The organism is Pseudomonas sp. NPDC078700, assembly GCF_044542375.1.
Lineage (GTDB): Bacteria > Pseudomonadota > Gammaproteobacteria > Pseudomonadales > Pseudomonadaceae > Aquipseudomonas.
This window is the reverse complement of record NZ_JBITUI010000002.1, coordinates 664,338-681,338: the sequence shown is the minus strand read 5'-3', so window position 1 is coordinate 681,338 and position 17,001 is coordinate 664,338. Positions and strand designations below refer to the sequence as shown.

Sequence of the window (17,001 nt, the reverse complement as noted above, 5' to 3'; positions counted from 1 at the left end):
CAAAACAGCTTTAGCAATCATTCTGATGGGTGGATAAAAAAGCGTCATACCCCTACCGCTCACACTCAACATGTCTGGCAGCGCGGAAATCAAGATTGCCACTTTATCAGGACTCAGCGCTGCAAGCAGGTATGAGTCACGACCCAAACTAGCCCCCAAGAATTTTGAGCATAGGCAGCCGAAACAATTTGTTTCAGCTAGACTTTGCGCCCGCCCATGCCCGAGCTGACGCTGTTATGTCAAACACCTCGCCAATCCTTCTGCGTCACCACCGCCCCTTTATCGCCTTCTGGCTGGCCCGTGTAGCCACTGCCAGCGGTTTCCAAATGCTAACGGTTGCGATCGGCTGGCATATCTACCAACTGACCGGCAGCGTGCTCGACCTGGGTTTGGTTGGCTTGGCCGAGTTTCTACCGCGTGTGCTGTTTATGCTGCACACCGGCCACGTTGCCGACCGCTACAACCGTGCACGCATAGCCGCCATCTGCCAGACAATACAGGCGCTTATCGCCCTGGCACTGGTGGTCAGCAGTTACAGCGGTGATATCAGCCGCGAAATGATTTTCCTCTTGGCGTTTAGCTTGGGCGCAGCGAGAGCCTTTGAAATGCCCGCCACCCAAGCATTACTCCCTCGCTTGGTACCGCCAGCCCTGTTTCCGGCAGCGGTGGCTGCGTCGGCGTCAGCCATGCAAACCGCAACCATTGTCGCGCCAGCCTTGGGCGGCTTTCTATTTGCCTTTGGCAGCATCTGGGTTTATGTGCCAACCGCTATTTTGTACGGGCTGGCTTGTGCGTTGATGCTCAGCCTGCCGAAACACCCCGCACAGCAGAGTAAAGAGAAGGCGTCACTGAACAACTTGTTGGCTGGTATTCGCTTCATTCGTAGCCGCCCGGATGTGTTTGGCGCCATCTCGCTGGATCTGTTTGCAGTATTACTTGGCGGGGCGACTGCACTGCTGCCGGTATTTGCCAAAGACATCCTGATGACAGGCCCCTGGGGGCTTGGTTTGCTGCGTTCAGCACCCGCAGCGGGCGCGCTGTTGATGTCGTTCTGGCTGGCTCGCTTCCCAATCAATCGTCACGTCGGCCGGACCATGTTTACTGCCGTGGCGATTTTTGGTGTGGCAACCATCGCTTTTGGTCTATCGACCTCATTCTGGTTTAGCTTGTTGGTGCTGGTCGTTCTGGGTGCCGCGGACATGATCAGCATGGTTATCCGGGGTGCCTTTGTGCAGTTACAAACACCTGACGCCATGCGTGGCCGGGTCAGTGCAGTGAATGGTTTGTTTATTGGCGCATCCAACCAACTCGGGGAGTTTGAGTCCGGCCTCACCGCTCACTGGCTTGGCACTGTACCCGCCGTGGTACTGGGCGGAGTGGGGACGTTGCTGGTGACCGGCACCTGGATCAAACTGTTCCCGACACTGGCTCAGCGCGATACATTGGAGCAGACCGAGCAAGAACTGGCCGCAACCAAACAGGCCAACAGCAGCGTTTAAGGCACCAGCATTGCCGCTGCGACTTGGCGGCACTGGGCTTTGCTCAGCACCTGCTCAACCAACACCAGGGCGAATTCCAGCGCCGTGCTGGCGCCCTGACTGGTGATGCAATTGCCGTCGACCACCACCGGCTGATCAATGAAGACACAACCTGAAAGGCGCTCACTGACTGCTGGATAACAGGTCATGCGGCGCTGACGCAGCACTCCATAGTGCTGCAGCGCAACCGCCGGAGCGGCTCCAATTGCGGCGAAGAACAACCCGGCATTAGCTTGCTGACGAACCCGCTCAGCCAATGGCGGGTGCTCAGCCAAGCGCTCAGCGCCGGGCATGCCACCGGGCAAGACAATCAAATCAAAGCGCTGCGCCAACACATCGATCAACATGGCATCGGCGGTTAATCGCGTACCTCGGGCACAGGTAATCATCCGCCGGCCTTCTATACTGGCCACTATTACTTCAATCTCAGCTCGGCGCAGGGCATCAATCAATGTCACGCATTCAAGGTCGTCAACGCCATCGGCAACAGCAATTACGGCACGTGCAGTCATCTGTATATCCTCGACCAGACAGAACGTCGGGTCATAAATTCACCGCCACCGGGCTTGCTGGTATGATGCGCGCCTTTTGCGCATTCGCCAGCAATAAAGCTCACTCAGGGATGGATGTGCTTTTCTATTGATCAGGCCATTTTCGGCGCTCTTAACGCCATGGGGAACCCAGCATGCTGGAAAGACTGTTCCAACTTAAAGCACATAACACCAACATCCGTACAGAGATGCTGGCCGGTCTGACCACGTTCCTGACCATGGCGTACATTTTGTTCGTCAACCCGAGCATTCTCGGTGAAACGGGCATGGACAAGGGCGCAATCTTTGTCGCCACCTGTTTAGCAGCCGCCATCGGTTCGGCGATTATGGGCTTTATCGCCAACTACCCTATCGCTCTTGCACCGGGTATGGGCCTTAACGCCTTCTTTACCTACACCGTTGTCCTGCACATGGGCCACACCTGGCAGGTCGCGTTGGGTGCAGTGTTTCTCTCGGCGTGCATGTTTTTTCTACTGTCGATATTCAAGATTCGCGAATGGATTATCAACAGTATCCCGCTGGAATTACGCTCGGCGATCGCAGCAGGTATTGGCCTGTTCCTGGCACTGATCGCCCTGAAGGAATCCGGTATCGTGGTCTCCAACCCAGCCACTTTGGTGGGCATGGGTGATTTGTCCAAGCCTGAACCGCTGCTGGCGATTCTCGGTTTCTTCGTGATAGTTGCACTCGAAGCGCGCAAGGTAACCGGCGCGGTCCTGATTGGTATTTTGCTCACCACCGGGCTGGGTATCGCCCTGGGTGTTTCGCAGTTCGGCGGTTTTGTATCTATGCCGCCATCGCTGGCACCCACCTTCTTGCAGCTCGACATCATGGGCGCGCTGGATATCGGTTTGGTCAGCGTAGTGTTTGCCTTCCTCTTCGTTGATCTGTTCGACAACTCCGGCACCTTGATTGCCGTGGCCAAAAAAGCGGGCCTGATGCGCGCCGACGGCTATATGCCGAAAATGGGCCGTGCACTGATAGCGGACAGCAGTGCGGCGATGGTTGGTTCACTGCTGGGCACCTCAACCACCACCAGTTATATCGAGTCCGCCGCTGGCGTCAGCGCTGGCGGCCGCACAGGACTTACCGCTGTAGTGGTCGCCATTCTCTTTCTGCTGGCGCTGTTTTTCTCGCCCCTGGCGGGCAGTGTTCCGGCGTTCGCCACAGCACCCGCGCTGTTGTTTGTCGCAGTATTGATGACGGCGGGCCTGGCTGAAATAGACTGGAATGACATTACCATTGCCGCCCCGGTGCTGGTCACCGCCCTGGCGATGCCACTGACCTTCTCGATAGCTAACGGGATTGCCTTTGGTTTCATTGCATGGGCAGCTATCAAGCTGCTGGCGGGGCGTGGCAAAGAGCTGAACCCGGCGCTGGTGATCCTGGCTGTTTTGTTTGTGATCAAGTTTGCGTGGTTTAACGCCTAAGCGCATTCGCAAGCGACCACTATCAACAAGCGCTGCAGGTTAACCTGCAGCCTTCTGACCCTGCTGAAGAGTTATTCATGAGCGCGCCACAATTCGACCCCGCCAGCTACGACGAGCAGTTGGCAGAAAAACAACAACGCCTGATCAACCTGCTCGCGCCGTTCAATGCGCCAGCGCCAGAGGTGTTTGACTCACCACGCAAACATTATCGTTTACGTGCTGAGTTTCGTTTGTGGCGTGAAGACAGTCAGCGTTTTTACGCAATGTTTGCGCCGGGTGACAAGCGCACGCCAATCCTGATTGATGACTTCCCGATTGCCAGCGAGCGTATCAATGACTTGATGCCGCGTGTGAAGGCCGCATGGCAAGCCAGTGAAGCGCTCAGCTTCAAGCTGTTTCAAGCAGAGTTCCTCACCACCTTGTCAGGCGATGCGCTGGTCACCTTGTGCTATCACCGCCCGCTTGATGAGCACTGGCAAAACGCTGCGCAGCAGCTTGCTACGGAGCTAGGCGTCAGCCTTATCGGCCGCTCACGCGGTCAACGGCTGGTAATTGGCCGCGACCATGTAGTTGAAGAGTTGCAAGTCAATGGCCGTGCCTTTAGCTATCGTCAGCCTGAAGGTGCATTCACCCAGCCCAACGGCACAGTCAATCAGAAGATGCTCAACTGGGCTTTTAAAGCGCTGGGCGAACGGCAGGACGATTTGCTTGAGTTGTATTGTGGCAACGGTAACTTCACCCTGCCGCTGGCTACCCGAGTGCGCAAGGTCCTGGCCACTGAAATCAGCAAATCTTCGGTCAATGCAGCGCTGGCCAATTTGGCTGACAACAACGTGGACAATGTCACTTTGGTGCGTTTGTCCGCAGAAGAACTCACTGAAGCGCTGAATGAGGTCCGCCCATTTCGCCGTCTGGCGGGGATTGATCTCAAGAGCTATGAGTTTGGCACTGTGTTTGTGGACCCGCCGCGCGCCGGCATGGACCCAGACACCTGTGAGCTGACCCGACGCTTCGAGCGCATTCTGTACATTTCATGCAACCCCGAGACGCTGGCCGCCAACATTGAGCAACTCAGCGATACTCATCGCATCGAACAATGCGCGGTATTCGACCAGTTCCCCTACACCCATCACATGGAGTCGGGTGTATTGCTGGTGCGAAAGTAAGACCGAGCGTGTGGGCAAGGCTGAGCTTGCCCACCAAACCTTGGCAAACACCCAAACACTAGTAACGTCAAAGGCGGGGATAGAAAACACTGCCCGCTGGCTTTGACCTGGCGCTTAGCTGCGATTAAGACAGCGCAGAGCATAGAAGCTCAGCCCCCCGGCAACGACCTCTGCCAACAAAATATAGAGATTAAAGGTTTGCCCGGCACCGCCGTCGAGCCACAGGCCGCCTACTCTTGCGACTGCCAAAGCGCTGTACAGCAGCACCATCAATGTCAGGGCACTGCGGGTTAAATCGATACGCGTCAGGGCTAATCCCAAAAACGCTGCCAGACCAATTTGCAGGCCGCCGTAATAAGCACGCACATCAGTCACCGCAGCCGACTCCATCAACAACATTCCTGAAACATTGGACATCTGCTGCGGGCTAACAAAGTAAGCCAAGCCCAAGGCAAACAAGATCACAATCTGAATCGCCAGCACCACTCTTGCAAATAACATTACTAAATCCTTTTAAGTATCCAAAACCCCAGCTTAGGCGTGATTGAAGCTCAAGCCCAGCAGTAGCCAAAACTGACGACCGGACTGGCGTCTGGCTTATACTGAGCGACACTGATAACAGCACTTTCAAAGGGATGCGAGCTATGCGCTGGAACAAAGGACGACGCAGTGACAATGTGGTGGACGCGCGCGGCAGTGGCGGCGGAGGCAGACGCTTCGGCGGTGGCCGTGGGTTGAGCCTAGGCGGGATAGCCGTGGTGGTTGTCGTCGGCTTATTGATGGGCCAGGACCCGCTGCAAATTCTCGGCAATATTGCCGGTCAAGCCACGCAAAGCAGCGCTCCGGCCCCAACGCAGCAGTCTTCGGGCAATAATCCTGCGGCCAATGACCAGCAGTCTGAATTTGTTCGCTCGATTCTTGGTGACACGGAAGACACATGGCGTGAGATTTTCAACAATGCCAACCGCCAATATAAAGATCCAAAGCTGGTGCTATTTAGTGGCGGGGTTAACTCAGCCTGTGGCTTTGCCGACGCAGCGGTAGGTCCCTTCTATTGCCCGGGCGACCAACAGGTCTACCTGGACCTGTCGTTCTTTCAAGAGCTTGAGCAACGCTTCGGCGCGGCGGGTGACTTTGCTCAGGCTTACGTCATTGCCCATGAGATCGGCCATCACGTCCAGACCTTGCTGGGCGTATCGGCAAAAGTAGACGCCGCACGCAAAGCCGGGCAACGCATGGAAGGGAGTAATGGCTTGCTGGTCCGCCAAGAGCTCCAAGCAGATTGCCTCGCCGGGGTTTGGGCAAACAGCGCACAACGGCGGCTGAACTGGCTGGAACCGGGTGACGTAGAAGAAGCATTAAACGCAGCCAACGCCATTGGTGATGACCGCTTACAGAAACAATCCCGCGGCCAAGTGATGCCCGACTCATTCACCCACGGCACCTCCGCGCAGCGTATGCGTTGGTTCAAGGCGGGGTTTGACAGTGGCAAGCTCGGCAGTTGCGACACCTTTGGTGCCGCCAGCCTGTAGCGCAAACTTATTAATAAAAAAGCCCCTTTCGGGGCTTCTTTATGATTGCATCCAGGGCGGCGGAGGCTCTTCGCCTGATGGCGCGTCATCCGCGTCGAGCATTGCCTGGCGGCGTGCTTCCTCAGCCAGTGCGGCCTTGATTTCACGCATTACTGCATCAACGTCAGCCGCATCTTCAGGGTCATCAAACTCACCCGTCAGGGCCGATTCCGGGGTTAACTTGCCCTCTTCGTACAACGCCCACATTTCTTTGGCGTATTTGGTGTACTTGAGTTCAGGGGCAAACTGACCAAAATAAGCAGCCATGTTGCCGACATCACGCTCAAGCATCTTGAACGCGTGGTTATTCCCCGCTGCATCGACCGCTTGCGGCAAGTCAATAATCACCGGCCCCTCGGGCCCCAGCAACACGTTGAACTCAGACAAGTCGCCATGCACCAGACCGGCACAGAGCATCTTGACGATTTCCTCGATCATGAACGCATGGAACTCACGGGCGTCGTCCGGGTGCAGGTCAACATCATTGAGGCGTGGGGCAACATCACCCTCACCATCATCGACCAACTCCATCAACAGCACACCCTCAAGGAAGTCATAGGGCTTCGGCACTCGCACGCCAGCGCTGGCAAGTCGAAACAAAGCACCGACTTCAGCATTCTGCCAGGCGTCTTCCTGGCCTTTGCGCCCGTACTTTGAGCCTTTGGCCATTGCCCGCGCATCGCGGCTGTTGCGCACCTTACGACCTTCCTGGTACTCCGCCGCCTGGCGGAAACCACGCTTATTTGCCTCCTTATAGACCTTTGCACACCGCAATTCCTGACCACAGCGCACAACATAAACTGCAGCCTCTTTACCACTCATTAGCGGGCGTATCACCTCGTCGATCAGACCATCTTCGACAAGGGGTTCAAGACGTTTGGGAGTCTTCATCAGCTTTAATCACGGGTCCTTTGTGGCTCATTTCACCTGTTCTGCTCGTTATACGGCAATCTTTCGACAGCGCCCAGTCTATACGACCATAACCTTTCATGAGTCTATCAATTAGCCAGCAAATGTCGCCGCAGCGCTTCAATCGCATAGCGCACTTTTGCCGGCTGCACATCGCGCCTCGGCGTCACTATATAAATCCCTACAGGTGGCATTTGCCAACCCGGTAACAACCTCTGTAACTGCCCTGTTGTCAATTCTTCAGTAATCTCGTGTTCAGGCTGCAGCGATATACCCATCCCTGCCAGGGTAAAGTTACGCACCGCAAGCAGGTTGTTGCAAGCCACTCGCCCCTCTATGCGAATTTTCTCAGCTTGGTTGTTGGGTCCTTGTAGGCTCATGGTCTCGTGCATCTGGGTGGTACTAAGGAGCAACCAATTGGCGCTGACCAAATCATGCGGGCTCATTATCGGCGAGTGAGCCCGCAAATAACTAGGTGCCGCACAGAGCACGAAGACAGCGTCGCCAATATGCCGCGCCACCAGCGTCGAGTCTTCCTGTGGGCCGACTCTAATTGCCAAGTCGATTCGTTTCTCGACTAAGTCAATTCGCTCATCCTGAAAGAATAACTGCACACTCAAGCCTTTGTGCGCTTGAAGCAAGGGGGCCAAGGCATCACTCAAATGTCGCCCGGAGAAGCCTACCGGCACTGCGATGCGCAACTCACCAACAGCCGCATCACGCATCTCAGCCAGACGCTGCTCTGCCTCCTGCGCCAACGCCATGACCTGCGCGCTGCTTTGGTAAAACCCGACTCCGGCTTCAGTCAGAGTGAGCTTGCGCGTGGTGCGATGCAACAGGCTGACTTGGGTGCTTTGCTCCAGTTTACGGATCTGTTGGCTCACAGCCGAAGCGGTCATTCCAAGCACTTCAGCGGCTGCAACCATGGAACCGCGCTCAACCACGGCAGCGAAGATTGCCATACGCTTTAGCTGTTCCATTATTAAGCCCTGCTTATTAGTTAAAGCGTTTATAGCCTATTTATCTGGCATTTACTGCTATGAAATTATGGATTCATCCTAAGTACTGGACAATTATCGGATGAACATCGCCCTGATCGGCGCCACTGGATTTGTCGGCGCAGCCGTTTTACAAGAAGCGTTAAACCGTGGGCACAAGGTGACCGCTATCGTTCGCGCCCCTGAAAAGCTCACTGAGAGCCCAGGACTAACAGTTCGAAAAACTGATGTTTATGACACTCAAGACCTCGCTCAAGCCCTTGCCGGGCACGACGCAGTGGTACACGCCTTTAACCCTGGCTGGGGCGAGCCACAGATTCGCAGCCTGTTTATTCAAGGCAGCCAATCGATCTATGCCGCAGCCCAGCAGTGCGCGACCAAGCATTTGCTGGTTGTCGGCGGCGCTGGCAGTTTGTTCGTCGCTCCCGGAATACAGCTGATCGATACCCCGCAATTCCCCGCGGCCTATAAAGAGGGGGCAGAAGGTGCCCGCCAAATGCTGCAGTGGCTCCAGGATAAACGCGACCTTGAATGGAGTTTTATTTCCCCGCCCGCGCTGCTGGAAGCGGGTGTGCGCAGCGGTCAATTCCGCATTGGCGCTGACCAGTTACTGATGAATGGCCAAGCACCTGCCAGCATCAGTGTTGCTGATTTGGCGGTCGCTATTATCGATGAACTGGAAGCCCCGGCGCATATTCACCAACGATTCACTGTCGGATACTAATCCGCTCAGCATTTTTCCCAAGGAGTTCCCCATGACACTGACTTCATCTGCATTCGTCAGCACCGAGACACCCGCGCGCTACATCGGCCGGCTGTGCAAACACTTCGCACATAAAATCCCGGTTACCTATGACGAACAACAAGGCCGTATTGAATTTGAGATGGGTGTAGCCCTGCTGCAAGCCAGCGAAGATGGCTTGCAGCTGAGCGTACAAAGCGAATCAGAAGCACAACTTGAACGCCTTAAAGGTGTAGTTGGAAGCCACTTTGAACGCTTTGCCTGGCAAGAAGCCTTGACGCTCGACTGGAGCTGATAAGCGCTTAGCGACTAATGGGAATCTGCCGGTAAACTCAGTTCAATTGATTCACCCATGGAGTCGTTCAGGCGTTCGAGCTCAAAGTTGATTGCTTGAGCATCCTCTTCCAGAGACAAGGCAATTGCGCAAAAGGCATCTGCAGCCTCAATGAAAGCCAGCACCACGGATGGATCAAACAACGTACCGCTGGCAGCATTGATCCGCGCCATAGCCTCATCGTGACTGAGTGGTTGGCGATATGCATGATGACTGGTGAGTTGCTCATAACGCCCCGCAACCGCCATTAACCGCGCCGAAAGCGGAATCTGTTCGCCGCGCAAGCCTTGGGGGTAACCGCTGCCATCCCAGTTTTCATGCTGGCTGTAAACGATGTCTTTAGCGTCGCTCAAAAAGCTGCGCGAGCCATCAAGCTTTTGCTCGGCAGCCTCCAGTGCGCTATAGCCGGCCTTGGCGTGACCTTGCATAAGCTGCAGGTCGTGGCCTTTTAGCTCCGTCGGGCTCAGCAAAATACGGTCGGGCAAAACCAGCTTGCCAATGCCATTCAGCAATGCTGAGCGCCCCAGTTGGCTAATTCGATCTTCGCTGAGCTCATCACTCAGGCTTGGCTGCTGGCGGGCTAACGCTGTCGCCAAGGTGACCACATAGGCCTTGATCCGTGCCAAGTGCTGACTACAGGGGTTGTCACGCATAGCCGCGAGCCCGGCCATCGCCTCTATCGCCACTTCCTGATGCTTTTCAATATCGCGGGTGCGGCGACGCACTTCTAGTTCCAGGTATTCATTTTTATCGCGAAGAAAGTCCGCGCTGACCTTAAGCTGCAAGTGCGCTGCAACCCGTGCCATAACGATCGGTGGGCTGATTGGTTTGGTGATGTAATCCACTGCACCCAGGTCAAACCCAAGCTGTTCATCCTCAAGCTCACTCTTGGCAGTCAGGAAGATAACCGGGATGCCCGCTGTTTGTGGGTTTTCCTTAAGCGCACGACAGACCTCGTAACCGTCCATACCCGGCATCGTAATGTCGAGCAAGATCAGATCAGGCGGGGTATCACTGGCCGCAATACGCAAGGCATTAATGCCGCTACTGGCGACTTTCACCCGGTAACTGTCGAGTAGCAACTCACTCATCAGTTCAAGGTTCTCAGGGATATCGTCAACAACAAGCACCAGCGGCTGATCCGGATAATTCAAAACATCGTCCATCTTAAAACCTCCCTAATAGATCAAGTCTCACCGCTGCTGTGATCACGAATTGCACGCAGAGCGCTCGCAAAATCATAAGCACGTACCGCACTGGCAAATGCATCATAGTCACCCTTCAAAAACTTGCGTAACTCAAGCGCTTGCGATTCAAAAAGCCTGATCACACGAGGGTCATCATCGGCCAATAGGCGCTCAAGCTTCATGCACAACTCACGTACCTTGGCTATATCCACCGGCTGCTCATCATGGTCAGGGGCCTCGGGAAACACCTTATGGATTGCCGTGATCAACTCATGCAAACTGCTCTGCACGGGCTGCAACCGCTCCTCCAAATCCTGATGTTTCGGGTCTTTGATTGCCGACTCAAGCAGCGCTGTTTGAGCCTGCAAATCATTGGCACCCAAGTTACCAGCCAACCCTTTGAGCGAGTGCACAAGGCGCTCTGCAGTTGCCTGATCGCCGTTATGCATTGCGACGCGAATTTGCTCGGGTGCATCCCCCTGGTTACTGGCAAACGTTGTCAGCAAGCGCTGATACAGCTCAGTTTTACCCAGCATCCGGCGCAAGCCTGTGGCGACATCAACACCGGGTAAATGCCAGTTCTGAGTCTGGGCCACTGCCGCTTTTATCTGGGATTTCGCTGTAACCACTGGCGGCAAATCCGCAGTTTTTACAGTCAGCCAATGCTTTAGAGTCGACCAAAGCTGATTAGGTTCGATGGGTTTACTAATGTGGTCATTCATCCCCGCACGGGTACAGTCCTCGCGGTCCTCAGCCATGGCATTTGCAGTCATTGCGATCACGGGTAACGAGGCGAAGCGAGGTTCTTTACGAATCGCCAAGGTCGCACTAATTCCGTCGAGCACTGGCATCTGCATATCCATGAGTACCAATGCGTAGTAATCGTCAGGATTGGCATGCAACTTTTCCAACGCGATAGCGCCGTGCTCAGCGTGCTCAATTAACAGACCGCTTTCTTCCAACAAGCCTGCAGCCACTTCTCGGTTTAGCTCATTGTCTTCGACCAGCAATACACGCTGGCCGCTAAACCTGGGCACCCACTCCCCGTCAAACTGTGGGTTCGGGTCGCTAGCGCAGGGGGCCGCGTTCAGGCTACGCAACACAGCCTCGCGCAATAGCCCCGGGTTGACCGGTTTGAACAACACATCCTCAATCCCTTCCGCCTTGGCACTGAACAGCAGTTCTTCCCGGCCGTATGCGGTAACCATCAACACCTGCGGCGGATCTACCAGTTCAAGCGCCCGTATCCGCCTTGTCGTTTCCAGGCCATCCATCACTGGCATTTGCCAATCAATCAGCACCAGTTCATAAGGTTGACCTTGACCAATAGCGTGCTGAATTTGACTGATTGCCTGTGCGCCAGACTCGACCACATCAACTGCCATTCCCAGGTTACTCAGTAACCCGAGCAACACCTGACGCGCAGTGTTGTTGTCGTCCACGACCAGCACATGCCGATCCTTGAGCTGAAGCGGAACATCTTGCACGCCGCCCTGTTCAAGGCCTATGCCAAAAGGCACTGAGCACCAGAACAAGCTACCTCTGCCCTGCTCACTCTCAACACCGACCTGCCCGCCCATGGCTTCAGCCAGTTCTTTGCAAATCGCCAAGCCAAGCCCGGTACCGCCGTATTTACGCGTGGTCGATGTATCCGCCTGCTGGAATGACTGAAACAGGCGGCCGATCTGCTCTTTAGTCAGGCCAATGCCGGTGTCTCGCACCGCAAAGTAAATGTGCACTTGCCTGCTGCTGCGTTGATCGACACGGATCAGCAACTCGATCTCGCCAACCTCAGTGAACTTCACGGCGTTATTTGCAAAGTTAATCAGGACTTGCCCCAGGCGAAGCGGGTCACCGATCAAAAACTGTGGCACTGCCGGGTCAAGGTTGAAGATCAACTCAAGGCTCTTTTCATTTGCCTTGTCGCTGATCAGATTAGCCACATTTTCCAGCACTTGGCGCAAGTCGAAGTCGATGTGCTCAATCTTTAACTGGCCGGCTTCGGCTTTAGAGAAATCTAGAATGTCGTTGATAATGCCCAGCAAGTGCTGACCGGATTGCTGGATCTTATTCAGGTAATCGCGCTGGCGCGGCGAGGGATCTGCGCGCAATGCGAGATGCGACATGCCAATAATGGCGTTCATCGGGGTGCGGATCTCATGGCTCATGTTGGCAAGAAAATCCGACTTCAACCGCACAGCATCCTCGGCCATATCCTTGGCTGCCAGCACCGCCTCTTCAGCTTGTTTACGGACGGTAATATCCCGGCTCACGCCAACCAGCCCCAATAACGCGCCCTGATCATCCTGGAATGTGGTTCGCAAGGTATCAAACACCACACGGCGACCGTCCGGATAACGGGCCCAGCCTTCGGCCTCGAAAGCACCCTTACGACTCAGTGCAATTTTATCGTGACCTGCACGCGCCTCGGCCCACTCAACACCGAGCAACTCAACATCGTTCTTACCAATCGCCTCATCCGTCGTGATACCAAATAGATCTGCGCAGGCTTGATTGATCCCCGCGTAATTGCCCATCTCATCCTTAAACCAGATCGGATCAGGAATCGCGTTTATCAATGCGATCAAGGTCCGTCGCTGGAGCTGAGCCTCAGCCTCTGCACGCTCACGTTCAGCGATTTGTACACTGAGCCGGCGATTCCACACCAACACGAAGGCGATCAGCAAAATAATTCCGAGTAAATAGGGCCACCCGACGTTCAGCAAGCGCTGCCAGTTAAACTCGGTCAGTGCCGGCAACCAGTGGTTTTTAATGGTTGCAATGTCGTGATCATTAAGTGTTAGCAGGCCCTTATCCAATACCTGCTGTAATTCGGGAGCACTCTTGCGCACCGCAAAGCTCAACTCACTGCTGCTTAAACCTGACTCGCCGCGAACCTCAATATTGGTCAGGTTGAGTTCACGAATAAGGTAGGTCGCCACGATCATATCGCCGACATAGGCGTCGGCACGCCCAGATGACACTGCTTGCAATGCATCGCTAGTTGAGTCGACGCGCATCAGGCGGACATCGGGAATATCGGCCTTGAGCCGCGATTCGACCACATAGCCACGCTCAACCGCGACCTCATGACCGGCTAGGTCTGAGAGTGTTTGCAGCGGGTCATCCGAGCGGGTGAAAACCAAACTGCTGCTGACAATGTAGGGCTTGGTAAAACGCATGAAGGTGTCGCGTTCAGGTGTTCGAATCACTGACGGCAGCAGGTCAATCTTATCGCTGCGCAAGGCTGCAATTGCCGCATCCCAGTTATCAAACAGCACCACCTCGACTCTCAGCCCCAGGCGAGCGCTGATTAACTGTAAATACTCGCCGCTAAGCCCGGTGTATTTGCCTTGCTTATCGATCACATCAAAAGGTGCCCAGCCCTCACGCTCAACCCCCACGCGAATGACCGGGTTCGCCTTGACCCATGCTTGCTCCTGCTCACTTAGCGGCACTTGTGCCCCATACGCCGAAAAGCACAGCAGCCAGCACAGCAGCAGCCCACCGACACGCGTCATCATTAAGGTTCCTTAGCCTAAGTAGTGCTTTATTGCAGCTTAGCCACTGCGGGCGAAATTACTCGCTACAGCCGCGCATGCAGGAATAAAAACGGCGCCCAGTGAGGCGCCGTTGAGTACCGCTGCGAACCGTATCTACTTCTCGAGAATGGCCGTCACACCCTGCCCGCCTGCTGCGCAAATCGAAATCAAACCACGGGCCTCAGTTTGTTCGGCTGCCGCCAATAACTTGGCCAGATTCGCCACAATACGACCACCCGTAGCCGCGAATGGATGGCCTGCTGCCAATGAGCTGCCTTTGACATTCATTTTACTGCGGTCAATCGACCCCAAAGGCTGATCCAGGCCCAAGCGTAACTTGCAGTACTCAGGGTCTTCCCATGCTTTGAGCGTGCACAATACCTGCGCCGCAAATGCCTCATGAATCTCGTAGTAATCAAAGTCCTGCAAGCTCAGGTTATTACGTGCCAACAACCGGGGCACGGCGTATACCGGAGCCATAAGCAAGCCTTCAGCGCCATCTACAAAGTCCACCGCGGCGGCTTCGCCATCACGCCAGTAAGCGAGAATGGGCAACCCCCGGGCCTTAGCCCATTCTTCACTGGCGAGCAGCACCATAGATGCGCCATCAGTCAGAGGCGTCGAGTTAGCCGCCGTCAAAGTCCCGCGCGAACTGCGCTCGAATACCGGCTTCAGCGTGGCGAGCTTTTCGATGTCGATCTCGGGCCGCAGATTGTTATCGCGAGTCAGGCTGCAAAACGGTGTCATCAAATCGTCTTGCCAGCCTTCAGCATAAGCAGCCGCCATTTTTTGATGACTGGCAACCGCCAGTTGATCTTGCTCATCTCGGGGGATCGACCAGGTTTGCGCCATTAACTCGCAATGCTCACCCATCGACAGCCCAGTACGCGGCTCGCCATTGCGGGGCAGCGATGGTGCCAGGTGGCGGGGTCGGATTTTCAACAGGGTTTTGATCTTGTCGCCTGTGGACTTGCTGCGATTGGCTTCAAGTAAAATCTGGCGTAAGCCTTCGTTAACCCCGATAGGTGCATCTGAAGTCGTATCGACACCGCCAGCAATGCCACATTCAATCTGCCCCAGGGCAATTTTGTTGGCGACCAGTAGCGCCGCCTCAAGCCCTGTACCGCAGGCTTGCTGAATATCGTAAGCCGGTGTTTCAGGGGCCAGCAAAGACCCAAGTACGCACTCGCGGGTCAGGTTGAAGTCACGGGAATGTTTGAGTACGGCGCCTGCAACCACTTCACCGAGGCGCTCGCCGTGCAGGTTAAAGCGCTCAACCAAACCACCCAGCGCGCTGGTCAACATCTCTTGGTTGCTTGCAGTGGCATATGCCGTATTGGAACGTGCGAACGGAATACGATTGCCGCCGATAATGGCAACTCGACGCAGTTGGGTCATGAGTGACTCCTTGCGAAAATAAAATTGGAGTGTCGCATAGGCTAGCCTGTAACAGCAGTTTCGCATTGGCCAGCATGCCAGCTGAAGAAAGTTTCAAGTCAATTGCACAATGCTGTTGTCATAAAGTTAGGTAACTTCTGACGGCCAAAGCTGTTACACATTGCTGGAGTAGCCCTTCATGCTTGAAAGCGCACTCGTGCTTACCATTAGAAGACCCTTGGTTCACTTTTTTGTTCTGCTCGCAGGAGCCCTTCATGTCTGACCGTTATCTATCTTTCGCCAATTCAGCCACCGGACGCCGCGTTGTCAGCGCCCTCGGCCTACCCGCGCCGCTAAGACTGGAACGCTGGACAGCCGGGCGCAACCGACCAGTCGATGGTGCACTGCTGCTCAGCGCAGGGCCGCTATGCCAGGTAATTAGTGGTTTTGCCAACAAGCTCAGTGACCAACTCTTCGCCAATGAAGAAGGCACATTTGAGCTGCCACGCTGGACAGCTGAGCACTCACCTAAGCTCAAGGCATTGGTGTTTGACGCCAGCGAGTTAACCCGCTTCGACCAGCTCAATGCCCTTCGCGAGTTCTTTCAACCCGCGCTCAAAGGACTTGGCACTTGCCCACATGTCGTGGTGCTCGGCCGTCCACCAGAATCCATTAAGAACCCGGTAGCCGCTAGCGTGCAGCGCTCGCTCGAGGGCTTCACCCGCTCGCTGGGCAAAGAAATACGCCGGGGCGGCACTGTGCAATTGCTTTACATCGGCAAAGGTGGAGAAAACCAACTGGAAGGAGCCCTGCGTTTTTTCCTTTCGCCTAAAAGTGCTTATGTGTCAGGACAAGTGTTGCACCTCACCGCCTGCAACGCTCAGGTAAAAGACTGGACACGGCCGTTGATCGGTAAAACCGCACTGATTACCGGTGCCTCACGCGGCATTGGCGCAGCGATCGCCGAAACCATGGCCCGAGATGGTGCCGAGGTGGTGCTGCTGGATGTGCCGGCGATGCAGGATGATCTCGATGCCTTGGCCGCGCGCCTCGGCGGGCGCAGCATTGGCCTGGATATTTGCGCTGAGAACGCGGCGAGCACATTGATTGAAGCGCTACCCGACGGCCTCGATATCCTGGTGCATAACGCTGGAATCACCCGCGACAAGACACTGGCAAAAATGACTGAAGGCTTTTGGAACTCGGTCATTAACGTCAACGTCGCTGCACCGCAGGTATTGACCCAGGCACTCCTCGACGCCAACAAACTGCATGAAGATGCGCGTGTGGTGTTGATTTCCTCGATTAGCGGGATTGCTGGCAACATGGGCCAAACCAATTACGCCACCAGCAAGGCCGGGGTCATTGGTGTAACCCAGTCATGGGCACCAGCGCTGGCCAAGCAAAACATCACCATCAATGCGGTAGCCCCTGGCTTTATCGAAACGCAAATGACCGCCGCTATCCCGCTGACCCTGCGTGAAGCTGGCCGCCGCATGAACTCGATGGGCCAGGGCGGCTTGCCACAAGATGTCGCTGAAGCGGTGGCATGGTTCTCTCAGCCGTCCTCGGGAGCTGTTACCGGCCAGGTGATGCGCGTTTGCGGCCAGAGCCTACTGGGCGCTTAAGATAGAGCGGTAAAGCGTTGACCACAGG

Annotated in this window: 14 protein-coding genes; 7 read left to right on the top strand and 7 right to left on the bottom strand. The window is 55.4% G+C overall.

The features are described from left to right. The first annotated feature begins 236 nt into the window (after positions 1 to 236). The gene (locus ACIGCM_RS08925; RefSeq protein WP_397501682.1) at positions 237 to 1,499 is read left to right on the top strand and encodes an MFS transporter; all 1,263 of its coding nucleotides are present in this window, start codon (positions 237 to 239) and stop codon (positions 1,497 to 1,499) included. Here ACIGCM_RS08925 and ACIGCM_RS08920 read toward each other — a convergent pair. After that, a complete protein-coding gene (locus tag ACIGCM_RS08920) occupies positions 1,496 to 2,050 on the bottom strand; it encodes a DJ-1 family glyoxalase III (protein WP_397501681.1) in 555 nt (184 codons plus the stop codon). The two genes, ACIGCM_RS08925 and ACIGCM_RS08920, sit on opposite strands and share 4 nt — an antisense overlap. Positions 2,051 to 2,223: 173 nt before the next feature. Between ACIGCM_RS08920 and ACIGCM_RS08915 the strand changes: the two genes are divergently transcribed. Beyond that, positions 2,224 to 3,519, top strand: a complete 1,296-nt coding sequence (locus tag ACIGCM_RS08915) for an NCS2 family permease (RefSeq protein WP_397501680.1) — start codon at positions 2,224 to 2,226, stop codon at positions 3,517 to 3,519. Between the two features lie 77 nt (positions 3,520 to 3,596). Next, complete coding sequence (gene trmA / locus ACIGCM_RS08910) at positions 3,597 to 4,685, top strand: tRNA (uridine(54)-C5)-methyltransferase TrmA (RefSeq protein ID WP_397501679.1); 1,089 nt, start codon at positions 3,597 to 3,599, stop codon at positions 4,683 to 4,685. A 114-nt stretch (positions 4,686 to 4,799) separates the two neighbouring features. On the opposite strand, the gene ACIGCM_RS08905 is transcribed toward trmA, so the two are convergent. Then, on the bottom strand, positions 4,800 to 5,186 hold the full coding sequence (locus tag ACIGCM_RS08905; RefSeq protein WP_397501678.1) for a DUF4345 domain-containing protein: 387 nt from the start codon (positions 5,184 to 5,186) through the stop codon (positions 4,800 to 4,802). A gap of 143 nt (positions 5,187 to 5,329) precedes the next feature. Between ACIGCM_RS08905 and ACIGCM_RS08900 the strand changes: the two genes are divergently transcribed. Further along, positions 5,330 to 6,217 carry a neutral zinc metallopeptidase gene (locus ACIGCM_RS08900; protein ID WP_397501677.1) on the top strand — a complete coding sequence of 296 codons (888 nt, stop codon included), beginning with the start codon at positions 5,330 to 5,332 and terminating at the stop codon, positions 6,215 to 6,217. 39 nt (positions 6,218 to 6,256) lie between these two features. On the opposite strand, the gene ACIGCM_RS08895 is transcribed toward ACIGCM_RS08900, so the two are convergent. Continuing rightward, the gene (locus ACIGCM_RS08895) at positions 6,257 to 7,147 is read right to left on the bottom strand and encodes a PA4780 family RIO1-like protein kinase (protein WP_397501676.1); all 891 of its coding nucleotides are present in this window, start codon (positions 7,145 to 7,147) and stop codon (positions 6,257 to 6,259) included. A gap of 107 nt (positions 7,148 to 7,254) precedes the next feature. Further along, entirely contained in the window at positions 7,255 to 8,145 is an 891-nt protein-coding gene (locus ACIGCM_RS08890) for a LysR family transcriptional regulator (RefSeq protein WP_397501675.1), read from the bottom strand. Positions 8,146 to 8,245: 100 nt separating this feature from the next. On the opposite strand from ACIGCM_RS08890, the gene ACIGCM_RS08885 reads away from it, so the two are divergent. Further along, a complete protein-coding gene (locus tag ACIGCM_RS08885; RefSeq protein WP_397501674.1) occupies positions 8,246 to 8,887 on the top strand; it encodes an NAD(P)-dependent oxidoreductase in 642 nt (213 codons plus the stop codon). Between the two features lie 31 nt (positions 8,888 to 8,918). Further along, complete coding sequence (locus ACIGCM_RS08880; protein WP_397501673.1) at positions 8,919 to 9,200, top strand: DUF2218 domain-containing protein; 282 nt, start codon at positions 8,919 to 8,921, stop codon at positions 9,198 to 9,200. 14 nt (positions 9,201 to 9,214) lie between these two features. Here ACIGCM_RS08880 and ACIGCM_RS08875 read toward each other — a convergent pair whose 3' ends face one another. From ACIGCM_RS08875 to ACIGCM_RS08865, 3 genes are all read right to left on the bottom strand, one after another. Then, positions 9,215 to 10,405: an HD domain-containing phosphohydrolase gene (locus ACIGCM_RS08875; RefSeq protein ID WP_397501672.1), complete on the bottom strand. Its 1,191-nt coding sequence runs from the start codon at positions 10,403 to 10,405 to the stop codon at positions 9,215 to 9,217. A 20-nt stretch (positions 10,406 to 10,425) separates the two neighbouring features. Then, positions 10,426 to 13,950, bottom strand: coding sequence for a response regulator (locus ACIGCM_RS08870; protein ID WP_397501671.1), 3,525 nt, complete (start codon positions 13,948 to 13,950; stop codon positions 10,426 to 10,428). 132 nt (positions 13,951 to 14,082) lie between these two features. Beyond that, a complete protein-coding gene (locus tag ACIGCM_RS08865) occupies positions 14,083 to 15,366 on the bottom strand; it encodes an acetyl-CoA C-acetyltransferase (RefSeq protein ID WP_397501670.1) in 1,284 nt (427 codons plus the stop codon). Between the two features lie 254 nt (positions 15,367 to 15,620). Between ACIGCM_RS08865 and ACIGCM_RS08860 the strand changes: the two genes are divergently transcribed. After that, on the top strand, positions 15,621 to 16,973 hold the full coding sequence (locus ACIGCM_RS08860; RefSeq protein ID WP_397501669.1) for a 3-oxoacyl-ACP reductase: 1,353 nt from the start codon (positions 15,621 to 15,623) through the stop codon (positions 16,971 to 16,973). Positions 16,974 to 17,001 lie beyond the last annotated feature (28 nt).